The 19,367-nt window shown below is 42.8% G+C and carries 15 protein-coding genes and 1 riboswitch; of the genes, 8 read left to right on the forward strand and 7 right to left on the reverse strand.

The annotated features are described in order from the left end of the window. Positions 1 to 44 precede the first annotated feature (44 nt). Both PGR14_RS02455 and PGR14_RS02460 read right to left on the reverse strand, forming a co-directional pair. On the reverse strand, positions 45 to 821 hold the full coding sequence (locus tag PGR14_RS02455; RefSeq protein ID WP_022220767.1) for an enoyl-CoA hydratase-related protein: 777 nt from the start codon (positions 819 to 821) through the stop codon (positions 45 to 47). 28 nt (positions 822 to 849) lie between these two features. Continuing rightward, positions 850 to 2,031 (reverse strand): acetyl-CoA C-acetyltransferase, encoded by a 1,182-nt coding sequence (locus PGR14_RS02460; protein ID WP_022220768.1) that lies wholly within the window; start codon positions 2,029 to 2,031, stop codon positions 850 to 852. Positions 2,032 to 2,373: 342 nt separating this feature from the next. Between PGR14_RS02460 and ptb the strand changes: the two genes are divergently transcribed. Next, positions 2,374 to 3,285 carry a phosphate butyryltransferase gene (gene ptb / locus PGR14_RS02465; protein WP_055261295.1) on the forward strand — a complete coding sequence of 304 codons (912 nt, stop codon included), beginning with the start codon at positions 2,374 to 2,376 and terminating at the stop codon, positions 3,283 to 3,285. Between the two features lie 13 nt (positions 3,286 to 3,298). Continuing rightward, the gene (gene buk / locus PGR14_RS02470) at positions 3,299 to 4,369 is read left to right on the forward strand and encodes a butyrate kinase (protein WP_173686724.1); all 1,071 of its coding nucleotides are present in this window, start codon (positions 3,299 to 3,301) and stop codon (positions 4,367 to 4,369) included. 349 nt (positions 4,370 to 4,718) lie between these two features. Here the strand turns inward: buk and PGR14_RS02475 are convergent, their stop codons facing one another. Next, on the reverse strand, positions 4,719 to 5,900 hold the full coding sequence (locus PGR14_RS02475; RefSeq protein WP_055296819.1) for an acetyl-CoA C-acetyltransferase: 1,182 nt from the start codon (positions 5,898 to 5,900) through the stop codon (positions 4,719 to 4,721). Positions 5,901 to 6,131: 231 nt separating this feature from the next. Here PGR14_RS02475 and PGR14_RS02480 point away from each other — a divergent pair, with 231 nt between their 5' ends. The 4 genes from PGR14_RS02480 to PGR14_RS02495 all read left to right on the forward strand — a co-directional run bounded on the left by PGR14_RS02480 (position 6,132) and on the right by PGR14_RS02495 (position 12,495). Further along, positions 6,132 to 7,778, forward strand: coding sequence for a SulP family inorganic anion transporter (locus PGR14_RS02480; RefSeq protein ID WP_270222910.1), 1,647 nt, complete (start codon positions 6,132 to 6,134; stop codon positions 7,776 to 7,778). 72 nt (positions 7,779 to 7,850) lie between these two features. Further along, a riboswitch (ZMP/ZTP riboswitch) is annotated at positions 7,851 to 7,936 on the forward strand. A gap of 210 nt (positions 7,937 to 8,146) precedes the next feature. After that, a complete protein-coding gene (gene pflB / locus PGR14_RS02485; protein WP_055246458.1) occupies positions 8,147 to 10,399 on the forward strand; it encodes a formate C-acetyltransferase in 2,253 nt (750 codons plus the stop codon). A gap of 181 nt (positions 10,400 to 10,580) precedes the next feature. Then, positions 10,581 to 11,324, forward strand: coding sequence for a pyruvate formate-lyase-activating protein (gene pflA / locus PGR14_RS02490; RefSeq protein WP_055246456.1), 744 nt, complete (start codon positions 10,581 to 10,583; stop codon positions 11,322 to 11,324). A gap of 97 nt (positions 11,325 to 11,421) precedes the next feature. After that, entirely contained in the window at positions 11,422 to 12,495 is a 1,074-nt protein-coding gene (locus tag PGR14_RS02495; RefSeq protein ID WP_055246454.1) for a M24 family metallopeptidase, read from the forward strand. A 43-nt stretch (positions 12,496 to 12,538) separates the two neighbouring features. Here PGR14_RS02495 and PGR14_RS02500 read toward each other — a convergent pair whose 3' ends face one another. Continuing rightward, on the reverse strand, positions 12,539 to 12,952 hold the full coding sequence (locus tag PGR14_RS02500) for an FIVAR domain-containing protein (RefSeq protein WP_055246452.1): 414 nt from the start codon (positions 12,950 to 12,952) through the stop codon (positions 12,539 to 12,541). 94 nt (positions 12,953 to 13,046) lie between these two features. After that, positions 13,047 to 14,873 carry an InlB B-repeat-containing protein gene (locus PGR14_RS02505; RefSeq protein WP_270222911.1) on the reverse strand — a complete coding sequence of 609 codons (1,827 nt, stop codon included), beginning with the start codon at positions 14,871 to 14,873 and terminating at the stop codon, positions 13,047 to 13,049. A gap of 942 nt (positions 14,874 to 15,815) precedes the next feature. Between PGR14_RS02505 and PGR14_RS02510 the strand changes: the two genes are divergently transcribed. Then, positions 15,816 to 16,058, forward strand: a complete 243-nt coding sequence (locus tag PGR14_RS02510) for a helix-turn-helix domain-containing protein (RefSeq protein WP_008371954.1) — start codon at positions 15,816 to 15,818, stop codon at positions 16,056 to 16,058. Positions 16,059 to 16,231: 173 nt separating this feature from the next. Then, positions 16,232 to 16,594, forward strand: a complete 363-nt coding sequence (locus PGR14_RS02515) for a helix-turn-helix domain-containing protein (RefSeq protein ID WP_022220639.1) — start codon at positions 16,232 to 16,234, stop codon at positions 16,592 to 16,594. Positions 16,595 to 16,612: 18 nt separating this feature from the next. Here the strand turns inward: PGR14_RS02515 and PGR14_RS02520 are convergent, their stop codons facing one another. Both PGR14_RS02520 and PGR14_RS02525 read right to left on the reverse strand, forming a co-directional pair. Next, on the reverse strand, positions 16,613 to 18,433 hold the full coding sequence (locus PGR14_RS02520; protein WP_055246448.1) for a DUF6320 domain-containing protein: 1,821 nt from the start codon (positions 18,431 to 18,433) through the stop codon (positions 16,613 to 16,615). A gap of 3 nt (positions 18,434 to 18,436) precedes the next feature. Then, positions 18,437 to 19,363: an alpha/beta hydrolase gene (locus tag PGR14_RS02525; RefSeq protein WP_055246446.1), complete on the reverse strand. Its 927-nt coding sequence runs from the start codon at positions 19,361 to 19,363 to the stop codon at positions 18,437 to 18,439. Positions 19,364 to 19,367: the final 4 nt, after the last annotated feature.

Below are 19,367 nucleotides of genomic sequence, written 5' to 3' on the forward strand. Positions count from 1 at the left end.
TAATTTTCCAGGGGAGAGTTAATTCTCCCCTTTATTAAACGAACTTATTTATTAAGGAAAGCTTCTACTTTTCTCTTTTCAAGGAATGCTGCCATTCCTTCTTTCTGGTCGTAGGATTCAAAGCATCCGCCGAAGAGTTTTTCTTCTACTACGATTGCCTCATCCATTCCCTTTTCAAGACCTTCATTGATTGCCTGTTTGCAGTGTCTTACTGCGATCGGTGCATTCTTTGCAATGCCTGCTGCCATCTTCTTTGCTGCCGGCATCAGTTCTTCCTGCGGATATACGGCATTTACAAGACCGATTCTGTAAGCTTCGTCAGCTTTGATATTTCTTGCAGTGTAGATCATCTGCTTTGCCATACCAGGTCCGACAAGTCTTGCAAGTCTCTGTGTTCCACCAAATCCAGGTGTAATTCCAAGGCCAACCTCCGGCTGTCCGAATACTGCATTGTCTGAACAGATACGGATATCACAGCTCATGGAGATTTCACATCCGCCACCAAGAGCGAATCCATTAACTGCTGCGATTACCGGAATCGGAAGTGTTTCGATCTTACGGAAAATATCATTTCCTTTCTTTCCAAAAGCTTCTCCCTCTTCTTTTGTAAGAGTACTCATCTCAGCGATATCTGCACCGGCTACAAAAGATTTTTCTCCTGCTCCTGTAAGGATCAGGCATCTGACTGCATCAAGATCAACACCGTCGATCGTTGCATCAAGTTCATCAAGAACTGCACTATTCAGTGCGTTCAGTGCCTTTGGACGGTTAATGGTAATAATTCCAACCTGTCCTTCTACTTCATATGTAATAAATTCCATCATCAACATCTCCTTTTGATCTGGTTTATTAATCACGTTCTACGATTGTAGCGCATCCCATTCCGCCACCGATACAAAGTGTTGCAAGACCTTTCTTTGCATCACGTTTCTGCATCTCATGAAGAAGTGTAACAAGGATACGGCATCCTGAAGCTCCTACTGGATGTCCGAGAGCAATTGCTCCACCGTTTACATTTACTTTATCCATGTCGAATTTCAGATCATGTGCTACTGCAAGTGACTGTGCTGCGAAAGCTTCGTTTGCTTCGATCAGATCCATATCATCTACAGAAAGCCCTGTCTTAGCCATTACTTTATTCGTAGCTGCAACCGGTCCGACACCCATGATAGATGGATCTACTCCGCCGAGTGCTCCTGCTACCCATGTTGCCATCGGTGTAACGCCGAGCTCTTTTGCTTTTTCTTCACTCATAACAACGATTGCTGCTGCTCCGTCATTGATGCTGGAAGCATTTGCTGCTGTTACAATACCATCTTTTTTGAATGCCGGACGAAGTCTTGCGATTCCTTCTGCTGTTGTTCCCGGACGCGGTCCTTCATCTGTATCAACTACGATGGTTTCTTTTTTCTTCTTCACTTCTACAGGAACAATCTCATCTTTGAATTTTCCTGCTTCGATTGCTGCGCAGGCTTTCTGCTGGCTTGCTGCTGCAAATTCATCAAGCTGTTCTCTTGTGAGTCCCCACTGTTCTGCTACATTCTCAGCAGTGATTCCCATGTGATAGTCATTGAATGCATCCCAAAGTGCGTCATTTACCATTGTATCGATCATCGGTGCATTACCCATTCTGTATCCATAACGTGCGTTTTTCAGTGCATATGGAGCCATAGACATATTTTCCATACCGCCTGCTACAACGATATCAGCATCTCCTGCCTGGATCATCTGTGCAGCCATGTTCACACAGTTAAGTCCGGATCCGCAAACAACGTTAACCGTAACTGCCGGTGTCTCGACCGGAAGACCTGCTTTTAAAGAAGCCTGACGTGCAACGTTCTGTCCAAGACCTGCCTGGATTACACAACCCATATATACATGATCAACCTGTTCCGGAGCAACACCTGCTCTATTTAAAGCTTCTTTGATAACGATAGATCCTAATTCCGGTGCCGGAGTTGTAGAAAGAGCTCCACCCATACTTCCGATTGCTGTACGACACGCACCTGCTAACACGATTTTCTTTGCCATCACTTTTTCCTCCTTTTACATCTTAATGGTAAGTATCACTTCTTATTAGATATATACTGTTTTACTTTCCGTTTTTAAGATTTTCGCAAGGGACTTTTTTGTCCTCTTTTTTTAATATACTACCCATTTCCCGTTCTGTCAAATATTTATCAATCATTTTTTATCATTTAATTTTCTTTTAACATTTTCACCAACATTTTTTCACAATACATCTGCATTATTCGTCATTTCCAACACACCACTTTTATATTGACCTTTCCCAGATATGGTGCTACACTTAAGATTGTTAAAAATTATTCAACCAGAATACTATAATTAAATTATGAATGAGAAGGTGTGAAAATGAGCAAAAGTTTTGAAGAATTAATCTCAAAAGCAAATCAAAAAACCTTAAAGAAAGTCTCTGTTTCCAACGCACAGGATGAGCCGGTACTGCAGGCTGTCAAAGCTGCAAAAGAGCAAAATATCGCAACAGCCATCCTTGTCGGTGATGAAGCCAAGATCCGCGAGATTGCCGCTTCTATTGATATGGATCTGACAGATTTCGAAATCATCAATGAGCCTGATACCGAAGCAGCTGCATTAAAGGCTGTTGAGCTTGTACACAACGGCAAAGCTGATATCCTTTTAAAAGGATTGCTTGAAACAAAGACATTCTTAAAGAGCGTATTGAATAAAGAAGTCGGACTTCGTACCGGAAAGATGCTGTCTCATGTATGCGTATTTGAGATTGAAGGCATTAACCGTCTTCTGTTCTTCACAGACGTAGCTTTCAATACATATCCAACCCTTGCAGATAAAGTCAATATCATCAACAATGCAGTAGAAGTCGCACATGCATGTGGCATCGAATGCCCGAAGGTTGCTCCTCTGTGTGCAGTTGAAACAGTGAATCCAAAGATGCAACCAACAGTCGATGCCGATAATCTCACCAAGATGTACGAGAGTGGCGATTTCAAAGGATGCCAGATCTACGGACCACTTTCCATGGATCTTGCGATCGATCCGGAAGCAGCTGTTCACAAAGGTGTGACTAATCCAGTAGCCGGACATGCTGATATTCTCCTCTTCCCGAATATCGATGCAGGAAATATCACATATAAGATTCTTGTCCGCACTGCAAAGGTCAAGATCGGTAACGTACTTGTCGGAACAAGCGCTCCGGTTGTACTTACATCACGTTCTGATGATTTCCAGACAAAACTGAATTCTATCGCTCTTGCGACCGTAATCGCAGGATCGATCACAGACTAAGGAGGATCTTTTTATGAGCTATAAAATTTTAGTAATCAACCCGGGATCTACTTCTACCAAGATCGGTGTGTACGAAGACGAAACTTTGTTATTCGAAGAAACACTCCGTCATTCCACCGAAGAGATTGCAAAATATGCAACCATCGTTGACCAGAAAGATTTCCGTAAAGAACTGATCGTAGATATTCTCGCAAAGAACAGCTTCGACATCAAATCTCTGAATGTTGTAGTAGGACGAGGCGGACTTTTAAAACCGATCCCAGGTGGAACCTATCCAGTATCTGACGCACTTCTTGCTGACTTAAAAGCAGGTGTGCAAGGACAGCATGCATCGAACCTTGGAGGCATCCTTGCCCGCGAAATCGGTGATGAGATCGGAGTTCCTTCTTACATTGTTGACCCGGTTGTTGTCGATGAGATGGAACCTGTTGCAAGATATTCCGGAATCCCGGAACTTCCGCGTATCAGTATCTTCCACGCACTGAACCAGAAAGCAGTTGCCAAACGCTACGCCAAAGAACAGAGTGTATCTTATGACTCCCTGAACCTGGTCGTTGTACATATGGGCGGCGGTGTATCTGTCGGTGCTCATAAAAATGGCAAAGTTGTCGATGTCAACAACACGCTTGACGGAGACGGACCTTTCTCACCGGAACGTTCCGGCGGTGTACCGGCAGGCGCACTCGTAAAAATGTGTTTCTCCGGTCAGTACACACAGGATGAAGTATATAAAAAGATCAACGGGAAAGGCGGTCTCAACGGATACCTTGGAACCAACAACATGCGCGACGTTGCAGAACGTGCCTTTGAAAAGGGTGACGAAGAAGCAGCCGGTGTATTCCACGCATTCACTTACCAGGTTGCCAAAGAAGTCGGCGCCATGGCAGCCGTACTTAACGGCAAAGTAGACCAGATCCTTCTCACCGGCGGTATCGCATACAGCGATTATGTAACATCCGAGATCAAGGAAAAAGTCGGATTCATCGCCCCAATCACCGTCTATCCGGGAGAAGACGAACTCCTCGCTCTCGCCCAAGGCGCTCTTCGTGTATTAAACGGCGAAGAAAAACCTCTGGTATATTAATTTTTTTCAAAGCCCTAAAACATGCAAAACGCATATATCTCATCGTAGAAAAAAGTCTGGCACACCTCGCCAGACTTTTTTAGTTACTACGCTTTTATTTAATAATGTCAATAGCTTCGAGGGACAAATTGGGCAAAAGATATTGCGTCTATTCGTCTTTTGTGCAATGGAGATGAAACCCAAAAATCGTGGAAGCCTCTGCTGAACACGATTCTCGCTTTAGGGGGTTCATCGGAATGGTTTGCACAACTAGAATAGACGCATTATCTTTTGCCCAATTTGTCAACACAACCTAAATCATTCAAAAAAGGCAGACACTTAAAAAGTATCCACCCTTTTTTTTCTATCCCTAATCTCTCTTAACTACAGCAGAGCAGCCCATTCCACCGCCAACACAAAGTGTTGCAAGACCTGTATGTACATCTTCTTTCTGCATCTCATACAGCAGACTTACAAGGATTCTCGCACCTGAGCATCCAACCGGATGTCCGAGAGCAATTGCTCCACCATTGACATTCAGTTTGCTAAGATCAAATCCAAGATCCTTTCCAACTGCTACTGACTGTGCTGCAAATGCTTCATTTGCTTCGATCAGATCGAAATCTCCGATCTCCATTCCCAGCTTCTTCATAACCTTACGTGTTGAATAAACCGGTCCGATTCCCATGATTGCCGGATCACATCCTGCGAGTTCTCCGCCGATCCATGTTGCCATAGGTGTTACGCCAAGCTCTTTTGCTTTTTCTTCGCTCATAACGATAAGTGCAGCTGCACCATCATTGATTCCGGATGCGTTACCTGCTGTAACCATACCGTCTTTCTTGAATGCCGGGCGAAGTCTTGCAAGACCTTCTTTTGTGATTCCTTTACGAGGACCTTCATCTGTATCTACAAGAATCGTTTCTTTTTTCTTCTTCACTTCGACCGGAACAATCTCGTCTTTAAATTTACCTTCTGCCATTGCTTTTTCACATTTGTTCTGAGACCATGCTGCAAATTCATCCAGTTCTTCTCTTGTAAGTCCCCACTGTTCGCAGATATTTTCTGCTGTGATTCCCATGTGATAATTATGGAATGCATCGGTCAGACCATCCTTGATCATAGCATCTTCGATTGTCGCATTTCCCATACGATATCCATAACGTCCGTTTCTCAACATGTACGGAGCCATTGTCATATTTTCCATACCACCTGCAACGATGATATCTGCATCTCCAGCTGCGATCAGCTTCGCTGCAAGGTTTACACAGTGAAGACCGGATCCACAAAGTACGTTGATAGTTGTTGCCGGTACTTCATTCGGGATTCCTGCATATACAGCTGCCTGACGTGCCGGGTTCTGTCCGTTGCCAGCCTGGATAACATTTCCCATATACACTTCGTCAACCTGATCCGGAGAAACGCCCGCTCTTTTGAGAGCTTCTTTGATTACGATCGTTCCAAGTTCTACAGCCGATGTATTTGCAAACTGTCCGCCCATTACACCGATTGCTGTACGACATGCTCCTGCTAAAACAACTTTTCTTGCCATGATAAAAATCCTCCTTTTATATTCACAAAAATCTGATAGTTCTATTATAATCCCCTTGTTTTCACTTTTCAATAGTTGATTGATATTTTTTTAACATTTTTCTTGTGTACTATAATAGAAACATCTGTTAACTTTATTGAAACACATCTTAATAAATGTTAAGATTTTGTCTTGTGTTTATATATTTTTAATACTTTTTATACTTATTTTATCGAAAGGATTTTATCTCACATGAACGAATTAAGACCAAAACTTTTTGACGTCATGAAGAGCTACACCAAAAAACAGCTGATCAAGGATATCATTTCTGGTATCATCGTTGCCATTATTGCTCTTCCCCTCTCAATCGCACTCGCAATTGCTTCCGGTGTCGGACCAGAGCAGGGACTTTACACCGCGATCATTGCCGGTTTCTTTATCTCTTTCTTCGGAGGGAGCCGTGTACAGATTGGCGGACCGACCGCTGCATTCGTTGTTATTATTTACGGAATTGTTGCCAGTTATGGAACCGACGGTCTGATCGTCGCAACCATCCTCGCCGGCATTATCCTTGTCATCATGGGAATCTGCCGTTTCGGTTCTCTGATCAAATACATTCCTTACACGATCACAACCGGATTTACCTGTGGTATTGCTGTCACCCTGTTTGTCGGACAGCTGAAAGATTTCTTCGGTATGGATATTGCTTCCGTTCCATCTGAATTTCTGGACAAGGTCATTGTCTATGCAAAAAATATCAGTACGATCAACCTAACCGCCACCCTGATCGGTCTTTTAGCTGTTGCGATCATGCTACTTTGGACAAAAGTAACTGATAAAATTCCGGGGTCTCTGGTTGCCATCGTTGTTACCACTGCAATCGCTTATTTTGCAAAACTTCCGGTCAACACCATTGGAAGTGTGTATGGAAAACTGAATTCTGCTTTTCCTTCTTTCCATGTTCCATCTATTACCATGAACCTGATACAGCAGATGATCTCACCGGCATTTACCATTGCTGTTTTTGCAGCGATTGAATCCCTGCTGTCCGCAGTTGTATCGGATGGAATGATCGGCGATACCCACAAATCCAATGCCGAACTGATCGGACAGGGTCTGGGAAATATTTTCTCCGGTTTCTTTGGTGGAATTCCTGCGACCGGTGCAATCGCCAGAACTGCTGCCAATGTCCGCAATGGCGGACGGACTCCGATTGCCGGAATCGCACATTGTATTACACTTACAATCATTCTTCTGGTACTGATGCCACTTGCCGCCCTGATCCCAATGACAACACTTGCTGCTGTTCTTCTGGTGGTTGCCGCAAATATGGCCGACTGGAGTTCCTTCTTCCGTTTGTGTAAGAATGCTCCTAAAAGTGATATCATCGTTCTGGTTGCAACCTTCTTTCTGACCGTATTCTTCGATCTGGTTGTTGCCATCGAAATCGGTGTTGTCCTCGCCGCCTTGCTTTTCATGAAACGTATGGCAGAAACAGCTGATATCAAAGCCTGGAAATATACCGATTCACCGGACATTACCCCGGGGGAAGCAGAAAAACTACGTGAGATCCCGCATTCCATCAGTGTATTCGAAATCTGCGGACCGATGTTTTTTGCCGCAGCCGATCAGCTTCTTGGCATCAACAGCGACCATCGTACCAAAGCAGTCGTCATCCGTATGCGAAGTGTACCGGCTATCGATGCTAGTGCAATGAAATGTCTCCATGAACTTGCTGAGCGTGCAAAGAAAAAGAATATCCATCTGATTTTCTCCCACGTCAATGAACAGCCGATGAAGGTTATGAAAAAAGATGGATTCTATGAACTGATCGGAAAAAAGAATTTCCATGAAAACATTGTAAGTGCACTGGATTATGCGGAAACACTTGTAAAATAGTTTTGCGATTATTATGTTTTTTCAAAAAAACAATTTTGTCATTGACATTTATATAGCAATTTGTTAAATTAAAGTTGCTCATATGACTGACGGAAGTGGAATGAACCACAGGGAAATATGAGGATTTGATTATTTAGCCGACCGTCTGGGCGATTCAGCTCAGATGCCGGCTTTTTTTACGCATTTTTATAAGATTATCATAAATCAGGGCTATATAAAAGGCGTAAACATCCATCGGTTCTTCTGGCTGAACCTTTTCATATGTCTGGAATTTGCCAGAACTTTCCGGGCATAAACCGCAGCAACACAGTGTATAATAACCAGGTCATAGGTACTATGGCTCACCCACAAGAAGGAGGAATAACCAAATGATGCAGAAAGAACAATGGCAGGGATTTGAAGGAAGACTCTGGAAAGAAGAAATCAACGTTCGTGATTTTATCCAGAACAACTACACACCTTACGAGGGAGATTCTTCATTCCTTGCAGATCCGACCGAAGCAACAAACCAGCTCTGGGGCAAGCTTCAGGAACTCCAGAAAGAAGAACGTGCAAAAGGCGGCGTTCTGGATATGGAAACAGAAGTGGTATCTTCTCTTACCGCTTACGGTCCAGGTTATATCTGCGAAGAACTGAAAGATAAAGAACAGGTTGTGGGTCTTCAGACTGACAAACCTCTGAAACGTGCATTTATGCCGTTCGGTGGAATCAAAATGGCTGAGGAAGCATGCAAAACTTACGGATATGAACCAAACCCGAAATTCCATAAAATCTTTACAGATTATCATAAAACACATAACCAGGCAGTATTTGATGCCTACACACCGGAAATGAAAAAAGCACGTCACGCAAAAATCCTTACCGGTCTTCCGGATACTTACGGAAGAGGACGTATCGTCGGCGATTACCGCCGTGTTGCCCTCTACGGAATCGATCTCCTGATCGCTATGAAGCAGGACGATCTCGCAAACTGCGGATACGGATCCATGCGTGACAATGTCATCCGTCAGCGGGAAGAACTTGCAGAACAGATCCGTGCCCTCAAGGGTATGAAAGAAATGGCTGCTGTCTACGGATTCGACATTTCCGAGCCAGCAAAAAATGCAAAAGAAGCATTCCAGTGGCTGTACTTCGGATACCTTGCAGCAATCAAGACTCAGAACGGAGCTGCCATGAGTGTCGGACGTGTATCTACCTTCCTTGATATCTACATCAAGAGAGATATGGAAGCAGGAATCCTTACCGAAGAAGAAGCTCAGGAATTAGTTGACCATATGACAATGAAATTCCGTATGGTTAAGTTCGCACGTATCCCATCTTACAACCAGCTCTTCTCCGGTGACCCGGTCTGGGCTACACTGGAAGTCGGCGGAATGGGACAGGACGGACGTTCTATGGTAACAAAGACAGACTACCGTTTCCTGCACACCCTGGAAAACATGGGACCTTCTCCGGAACCGAACCTGACTGTACTTTACACAGAACGTCTTCCGAAGAACTTCAAGGACTACGCTTCACATATTTCTATTGAAACAAGTTCTATCCAGTATGAAAATGATGATGCAATGCGTCCGGTATGGGGCGATGACTATTCTATCTGCTGCTGCGTATCTGCAACACAGACAGGTAAAGAAATGCAGTTTTTCGGAGCAAGAGCAAACCTTGCAAAATGCCTTCTTTACGCGATCAACGGTGGTGTCGACTGCAAGTCAAAAGATCAGGTAGGACCGGCTTACACACCGATCACTTCTGAATACCTTGATTATGATGAAGTAATGGCTAAATACGACAAGATGATGGACTGGCTCGCTGGACTGTATGTAAACGTACTGAACCTGATCCAGTACATGCATGACAAATACTACTATGAAGCATCTCAGATGGCACTGATCGATACCGATGTACGTCGTACATTTGCAACAGGTATCGCAGGATTCTCTCATGTAGTTGACTCCTTAAGTGCGATCAAATACGCAAAAGTGAAAACAATCCGTGACGAAAACGGACTCGTTGTAGATTTCGAGACAACCGGTGATTTCCCGAAATACGGAAATGATGATGACCGCGCAGATGATATCGCAGTATGGCTTCTTCAGACATTTATGAAGAAACTGAAAAAGCATCACACCTACCGTGAATCCGAACCGACAACTTCTATCCTTACCATTACCTCAAACGTTGTATATGGAAAAGCTACCGGTGCTCTTCCGGACGGAAGAAAAGCAGGCGCACCGCTTTCACCTGGAGCAAACCCGAGCTACGGTGCAGAACAGAACGGACTTCTTGCTTCCCTGAACTCCGTTGCCAAGCTGCCTTATGAATGGGCACTTGACGGAATCTCTAACACCCAGACCATCAACCCGGATGCAATCGGACATAATCCGGAGGAGCGCATTAACAACCTGGTAAATGTTATGGACGGATACTTCTCTCAGGGTGCTCACCATCTGAACGTCAACGTATTCGGAACAGAAAAACTTCTTGACGCTATGGAACATCCGGAAAAAGAAGAATACGCAAACTTTACGATCCGTGTATCAGGATATGCGGTTAAGTTTATCGACCTTACACGCGAACAGCAGCTCGATGTAATCGCAAGAACCTGCCACGATCGTATGTAATTACCGAACTTACACTCTTTTGCCAAACATATCGTTATGCTGGAAGTCATGCATTTTAAAGTGCATGACTTTCGGCACATACAGAGATGCTGCTGGCAGCTTTTCCTGCATACTAAAGCATTTAAAAGACTCTGCCTGATCCGCAGTTTTCCAATCACACAATGAAAAAGGAGATTTTCATATGACTCAAATCAAAGGACTTATTCACTCTACAGAAAGCTTTGGTTCTGTTGACGGGCCTGGGGTACGTTTTATTATATTTGTTCAGGGATGTCCACTGAGATGTCAGTTCTGCCATAACCCTGACACCTGGAATATGACAGATAAAAACGGCGCCACCTGGCGCAGTGCCGATGAGCTTCTTGCGCAGGCTCTGCGTTACCGCACTTACTGGAAAAATGGCGGTGGAATCACCGTAAGCGGCGGAGAACCTCTCCTTCAGATTGATTTTCTGCTGGATCTTTTCAAAAAAGCAAAGGCAAAAGGTATTCACACAACGATTGATACTGCAGGCGGTCCTTTTACCAGAGAAGAACCATTTTTCTCCAAATTCCAGGAGCTGATGCAGTATACCGATCTTCTTCTTGTTGATATCAAGCATATCGATGAAAAATCTCACAAAGAGCTGACCGGAAAAACAAATAAAAACATTCTGGATATGATCTGCTTTCTCTCCGATATCAAAAAACCTGTCTGGATCCGCCATGTGCTCGTACCGGAGCGCAGCGACTATGATGAATACTTAAACCGGTTAAATGATTTTATCCAGACACTTGATAATGTAGAAAGAGTAGAAATCCTGCCTTATCACACACTTGGTGCCTACAAATGGAAAGAGCTGGGACTTGATTATCCTCTCGAAGGGATCAATCCACCTTCGAGAGAACGTGTGGAAAATGCAAAAAAAATCCTGCACTGTTCGTAAGACATATTTTAAAAAATAGATGGCAGCTTTCTCTTCATATTTTACCTGTAATGTGCTATGATTGGTGTAGTGTATTTAAGAGAGGAGCATTATAGCAATGAACGAAAGAATGGAACGCGTATTGGAAAAAATGAGAAAAAAAGGAATCGATCAGTTACTTGTATCTGATCCACTCAGCATCCGCTTTTTAACGGGCATCATGGTACATCCAGGGGAAAGATTGTACGCTCTGCTGCTTCGTACAAACGGAAAGCACACCATGTTCTTGAACTATCTGTATTATGTATCTGATACAGGATTTGAAGAAGTATGGTTCAGTGATATGGATGATCAGATCGGGGTTCTGACAGAACATATCGATACCAAGGGCGTAATCGGTATCGACAAAGCATTTCCTGCTCGTTTCCTGATCCCGCTTCAGGAACGCTGCCCGGAACTGAAAACGATATGGGGATCTGACTGTGTAGACGGTGTTCGTGCTGTTAAGAATGAAGAAGAAATCAAGATCATGAGACAGGCATCTGTAATCAATGACATGGTTATGGAAAGAGCTGCTGCCTACATTAAAGAAGGCATGACAGAAAAACAGATTGCTGATTTCATTGAAGCAGAATACTACAAAGAAGGCGCAACAGGACTCAGCTTTGATACGATCGTATGCTTCGGTGCTAACGCTGCTGACCAACATCACTCACCAAGCGAGACAAGAACTTTGAAAGCCGGAGAATGCGTTCTGATCGATATGGGATGCATCTGGAACGGTTATTGCTCAGATATGACAAGAACCTTCTACTGCAAGAGCGTAGACGAAGAACAGGCCGCAATCCATGACCTTGTTCGTACAGCGGTTGAGAAAGCAGAAGCCATCATCAAACCAGGCGTACGTTTCTGTGATATCGATGCGCAGGCAAGAGATCTCATCGGCGAAGCAGGATACGGAGAATACTGGAAGATTCGTCTTGGACATTTCATCGGCCAGGAAGACCATGAATACGGTGATGTAAGCCCGATCAACAAGAACGTAGCTGAACCGGGTATGATCTTCTCGATCGAACCGGGAATCTACATCGAAGGCAAATACGGTGTACGTATCGAAGACCTCGTTCTCGTAACAGAAGACGGATATGAACTTCTTAACGTAGTAGATAAAAAATATAGAACAGTTGGTTAATTGTTCTTCCATTACTTCAATATAGAACCAAAAAAGACACGCATTACTGCGTGTCTTTTTTGGTCAACCCCTGGATCGCGTTAACAATTTCCATATACGTTTCTTCGATTGCATCCTGTCCGGGAACCCCACGTAAAAGTGTATTTCCCTTCTCTACAGCTGCTTTCAGCTCATTTACGGATTCATCGGTATAGGTCTCTGTATTAATAGATTCTGTGTTGTCAATTAATGCTTTTAACTGCGTCTTGTCTAACTTCTGTGGTGTGATGGTAATTGTATCGCCAACTTTTTGTGTGGTATTCTTTCCCCCACTCAAATTTTGTCGTACAAAATAAATACCTCCACCAATCACCACACATGCAAGAAGTATGACAAGAACAGAACCTATCTCTGTCCCGCGGTCACGATGAGTTTTCTTTGGTCTTTTTACGATAGTTGGATTCGTATGCTTATTCATATAGAAATATCCTTTATAAACTTCAGGTAGCTGTGAGAGAACTCACAGCCACCTGATTAAATTCACATCATCTGTGCTTATTGCTAAGACCAGATTATGCGTTTCTTCTTCTGAAGAATGCTACAACTGCTGCAGCACCTGCAATAAGAAGTGTTGCTACGTATACGAATACGTTGCTATGATCACCAGTCTGAACTGTATCAGATTTCTGCTCATTTGCTTTCTTAGCAGATTCCTTCTTGTTTGTCTTTTTGTCATCTTTTGCTACTGTTGTAGATGTTTTGTCATCTTTCTTGTTCTCTTCAATTGAAGTACCCGGTTTTTCTTCTGGAGTACTTGGTTTTGAAGGATCAACTGATGGCTGATCCGGATCAACTGGAGTTTCATTCTTTTCAAGAACAGCTGTTACTGTGTAGTCATCAGCTACTCCGTATGGGAATGAAATTGATGTTGCATTTGCATCAAGGTTGTAGATTTCTTCGCCAGCTTTGTTTGTTACTTTCCAGCCTTTGAATGTGTATCCATCTTTTGCTACTACTGTCGGAAGGAATCCAAGGTTGTATTTGCTATCCTGAAGGTTTTCGTTATGAAGTTCTGTTGCTCCTTCATATCCTTCGAATGATCCTTCGTTTGAATCGATTACAACTGTTGCATTTGCTACTGCTACAGCCGGTGTTTCTTCAACTTTTTCAAATTCAGGTGTAATTGTTACATAACCAACATTAGATCCTTCTGGGAAATGTGCAAGTCCTGTCACACCAAATGTTTTAGCATCTGCATCCCAATTCTGTGTTTCAGCGCCTTCAACTTTCCATCCAGTAAACTTGTATCCATCATTTGCTTTTACTGCCGGAATTTCAAACTGCTGGTCTGTGTCTGCAGCAATACCTTTGAAAGAAACAACTGTTGATGGTGCATAATCCGGGAATGATCCTTTTTCTGAATCAATAATATTGAAATATACTTCTACTGTTTTTTCTTCAGCTGGTTCTTCTTTAGCTTTTACATTAACATTAACATCTGCATCCTTACCATATTCTACAGAAGTACTCCACTTATCATCTGCAAGTTCGTATCCTTTTGGAATTGTAAGATCTTTTGCAGTAAACTCAGCGCTTTCTCCAACTTTACCATTCTTTTTAATGGTCTGGATATTATCTTTAATATAATTGTCTGAATTTACATCAACGTAATGTACACGTAATTCAGCATCTTTTTTCTCTACTGCAGCTTCTTTTTCTTTGAATGTCGCCTCGAATGTCACATATCCATCATTCTTGTCTTTTTCATAGAATGCTAATCCTGAAACATAAAATGTTTCTGACTCTGGTAACCAATCTGCTTCATTAGCTCCACTAACATGCCATCCAGTAAATTCATATCCTTCTTTTGCTTCCACTTTCGGAATAGGATGCGCGTCTCCGTCAGTTTCATCTAAATCATAAGTTACTACTTTAGCTCCAGCCGGGTCTGTAAATTTTCCTTTTTCAGGATCAACATTGAAAGCAACATGAGCAGTTTTCTTTATCTCTACTGGTTTAATAACTGCTTGAATAGCTACAAACTCTGAAGTACCAGCAGCTCTTACAATATCCTCATAACTCATTTGGGCAGTAGCATCAAAAAACTTATCATTAATTGTCCATCCCTTGAGCTCATATCCCTCTTCAACAGTAAGTGTTGGTGGCGTGATAGTATCACCGCTCGTCATCTCTTTAGTTAAAAAGTGTTGTCCGTCTGCACCCACTGCATAATCCCAGTAATTGAAAGTTACTGTAATGTTAAATGCTTTTTCATCTGTAGCAACAGTTGTAGCAGAACTATTGTTATCAGCCGCAACAACCGGTACAGCATTTACTCCAACGAGCATTACTGCGACAGAGAACGCACATGCCTGATGAAGTACTCTTCTCTTTTTCATCTCTAATTTCCTCTCTTTCTCATCTTAAAAAATTATATGCTTTTGTGCATACGTATCCTATCTTGGTTATTATAAGTCTTAATTTTTAAGAAGTCAACAGTATTATCTCTTTTTCTAGGACTTCCTGGTCTTTTTAACATACTTTTTTCAAAACATTTTATTTTTTCTTTTCTTTTTCAAAACAATTAAATGTTTTATTAACACTTTCACTATAATAGTGGGTTTTTAATGTTATTTCCCCTATTTTTCAGTATTTTAATAGGTAAATTCTTTATAAATAATTCGATAAAAAACCATAGTTTTCAAAATTGCATCTTCTTATCTTTGTGCTTTATAATAAGAAAGTAGTAAATTTGAAAGGAAACCGTTTTCATGAAAGACATTGGCAAGATTCTGAAATATGCCCGTGAGAATAAAAATATACACAAAACAAGTAATGGAATTAACCGGCATCCACAGGAAATCGCTTTCTGGTTAAGAGAACAACGTTGCCGAGCCAAATCTATCAACCTTTGCGACTCTTGCCAATCTCTATGGTATTTCTGCCGATGAAGTATTAGATATTGGTGGAAAAGCTTCTTCCGACTCTCTGCCTCAATGTGAATTCCAGGTTCTTTCTTTATTTAAAGAACTTGACCCCAAACATCAGGAAGAACTCCTGATTCAAATCACCGCACTTGTCAGATTTTTGCATACAAAAAATATGGCGCCGCAAGTCTCACAATTCCTATTTCGTTAGAGATCATAGGCGGAAAAATTAAAGTTTAGAGATTAAAGTTTGAATATGATAGCACATGTGTATCTTTAATTTTAAGACTTTTTGATTTATTAGTACTTTTTCTAAGAATTCTACTCTTTTTAACGTCTATTTCTTATATAATAGCAATAGTACATACCACTTCACTTATATTATATATGAAATCTTCGAAAGGACGATCGCCCATGGAACATATAGGAGAAATTCTCCGGACAGCACGTGAAGATAATTTTTATACTCAGAAGAAAGTAATGGAACTGACCGGTATCAACCGCAAGACTCTGTCCGGCTATGAGAACAGTGTAGCTGAACCAGATCTTGACACATTTGCCAGATTACTCCGCTTATATCAACTTTCTGCGGATGAAGTATTAGGAATTAAGACTTCTACCCCCCCCTCGCATTTTTCCCTTTCGCGCTGCGAATGAAAAATGCTTACTCTTTTCCAAAAATTTGACACCAGCCACCAGGAAGAGCTTTTGATTCAGTTTCAATCTCTCGCAGACTATCTCGATAAAAAATCAAAATAAATTGTCATTGCTTTTTCCTGCTCTGACCATTTATAATGAACTTATACTATGTTTGAAGGGGGAACATTTTCATGAAAGATATTGGTAAAATTCTGAAAAACGCCCGTGAGAATAAAGAATATACCCAGAAACAAGTGATGGAATTGACCGGTATCCACAGAAAATCTCTGTCCGGTTATGAGAATAACGTTGCCGAGCCGGATCTCTCCACTTTCGCAACCCTTGCCAATCTGTATGGCATCTCTGCAGATGAAGCTTTGGAAATTGGTGAACCGGATCCTTCTGTTTCTTTGCTTCGTTTTGAATTCCAAGTTCTTTCTTTATTTAAAGAACTCGATGCAAAGCATCAGGAAGAACTTCTGATCCAGATCACCGCACTCGTCAGATATTTAAATGCAAAAAATATGGTGCCGCAAAATCATCAATCCAGATAATTTTGCGGCACCACCGATTTATACATGTAAATTCTTTTCCATTTCCTGACGCATTTCTTTTCCCTTGAAAAGCACCAGTCCGATCAGCATCAGCACGCCCATCCCAATTGAAATCACAGACGGAAATACAATTCGTACCTTACCAGTCAGCAAAAAGATAAATGGTAAGATCATTCCGTAAAGCGCCGCCATCACAAAGTACACCAGATAGTCCTTCGCCTGACGGTAATACACCCTCGATATGATCAGCATCGAAATCATAATCAAGCCACTGACTCCCGGAAGCACAAAGTCAATCGACCAACCATGCCAGCCGGTCAGCCAGTCCCAGATAATACAGCCGACTGTCACAATGATCAGCTGCCACATGGCATTCTTCAGCAGATTGTACCGCTTGAAGAAACCGACTGCGAGCGCCAACCACATACTGAACGCACCGCCGCACACAAACAGTGACAGATGGAAATTCGTATCAATGCTATAATCCACTCCCAGTGCCGCCACAATCGCGATCATGCAAAGAAATGTAAATATTTTGAAAATCTGCATTCCTTTCGCTTCTGTCATCACACTTTCCGGATACTCCACTTCAAGGATCTCAGGCTTTACTTCCTGCTCTTTCAGAATCTGGAAAAAATTCTCTTTGATTGCATCACAGTCATATCTGGACGTAAATCCCAGATAAATCTTATCCCGGAAAGAACACATACAAAGCTCTACTTTCGGCGTACTTGTGTAAACGCCAAAATGCGCGATATACGGCTCGTAGCTCTCCGGCATCCGGATGATTCCCATGTTGGAAAAAATAGCGGTCACATCACTTTCGGCCGTCCTCGCCCCGATATTGATACAGACATTTTTCAGTTCCAGCGGCGCAAATTTCAGGATTGGGTGTACCTGCAGGGCGAAGTAATCATTCATCCGCTTCTCCATCCTTTCCGCTGTCAGTTCTTCTTTAAAGCATGCATTTACTTTTTGCACAACATCTGCGAACTCTTCTTTTCCACCTTGAAAATGATATCCCGGTTCGATCCAGTTGAAAAAATTGAGCATTGTATTGGTCGGAAAGAAATTGCGCAGATTAACCGGAACCATCAGTACAACCGGCTTGCTTTCCTGCCGTCTTGTCATTGTCCGATGAATCGCACACAGATATACCGCAGTCAGAAATACCGTCATCGACACACCATAAGTCTTTGCCTGACGTTTCAGTTCTTCGACCGGAATTTCTGCCTCTGTCGTCTGCAGACTTCCAAGCTCACGCCGGTTTCCGCGAAGCTGATGCGCTGCCGGTTTTTTCTCCTTTTTGCGGTCTGCCTGGCGGGAATAATATCTTTCAAATCCATCCGCTTCCTGATCGGAAAGGCTCTCCGAATACTCTGACAGAACCACATCCTCCAGTCCATCCTCATGATGTGCCAGATACAGATAATTTTTCACCAGCTCCCGTACAAATTCACTGGCACCGGTTCCGTCCGTCAGCACATGAAAGACCTCAAAATTGATTCTCTTTTTGTAATAAGTCACTTCAAAAAGCAGATCTCTCTTATCACGGATATAAAGGCTGCTGCACGGCTCCTTATACTCTTCTCTTACAACCGGTCTTTTATTACTCTGTTCCAGATAATGCCAGAACAGTCCCTTTCGCAGCACGGACAGAAAGATCGGATATTTTTCCAGTGTCCTGTCTACCGCCTTCTGCAGGATCTCCTGCTGTATATCCTCTTTCAATTCACAGTAGAACCGGAATACACGGGTATCCCTTTTACTGCTCGCCGCCGGAAAAAGCTTCGCTGCATTGTCCAGCCTTCTCCAGTGCTTTACATTTGCTTGCGGCATTTTCTATTCCCCCTCCAGAAAATGATTGATATATTCAAAACTTTCCTGTACATGCAGACTCCGGATTCCCAGTGCAAAATATCCGTGAAGTGCATCCTTGATCCGGTGTACTTCCACCCGGTTACCTGCCTCTGCAAGACGTCTTCCATACGCTTCTCCCTCATCCCGGAGCGGATCAAATTCTGATGTCAGGATCAGTGTATCCGGCTGTCCTGACAGATCTTTCTCCAGAATCGGTGCAAAATATGGATTTAACTTGTCCTCTTCCGAACCTGCATAAAGATTGATATAATCTTTTAATTTGCCTGCCGTCAGAAGATAATCCTGCCCGTTCTCCCTTACAGAAGAGAACAGACTCTTCTCTGAATAATCATTGTTGACTGCCGGATAGATCAGAATCTGTCTCTTTGGCATAAATTCGCCACGGTCCCGTGCCATAATGGACAATGCAGCTGCCAGATTGCCACCTGCACTGTCTCCAATCAGAGTAATATCCTCCGGCTTTGTATCCGGATGCATATACAATGCTCTTGCCACGGCATAGCAGTCCATAAGCCCGGTCGGGAACTTGTGCTCAGGCGCCAGGCGGTATTCTACTGCTGCTACAGTCTGCCCCGTCGCCTGTGCCATCCGGGAACATACTCTCTCATAATTTTCCACATGCTCAGTCGCCCATCCTCCTCCGTGAAGGAAAAGCATGATCTTTCGTCCCTTGATCTGATCTTTTTTCATACACGATGCTTCATCCGGGAAAAATACCCGGATCGGAACTTCATAATCGCCGTTATATACCTGCAGATCCATTTTTTTATAAAAAATTTTCATCGGATCCAGTCTTTTCAGATCCGCAAGCTGCCTTGATACTTCTACATCAATCCCTCCAAAAGACAGGATTTTCAGGATTGCTTTTGTTGCTATATTGATCGCCATATTT

Source organism: Coprococcus sp. AF99-45, assembly GCF_027663865.1.
Classification (GTDB): Bacteria; Bacillota; Clostridia; order Lachnospirales; family Lachnospiraceae; genus Allocoprococcus; species Allocoprococcus comes.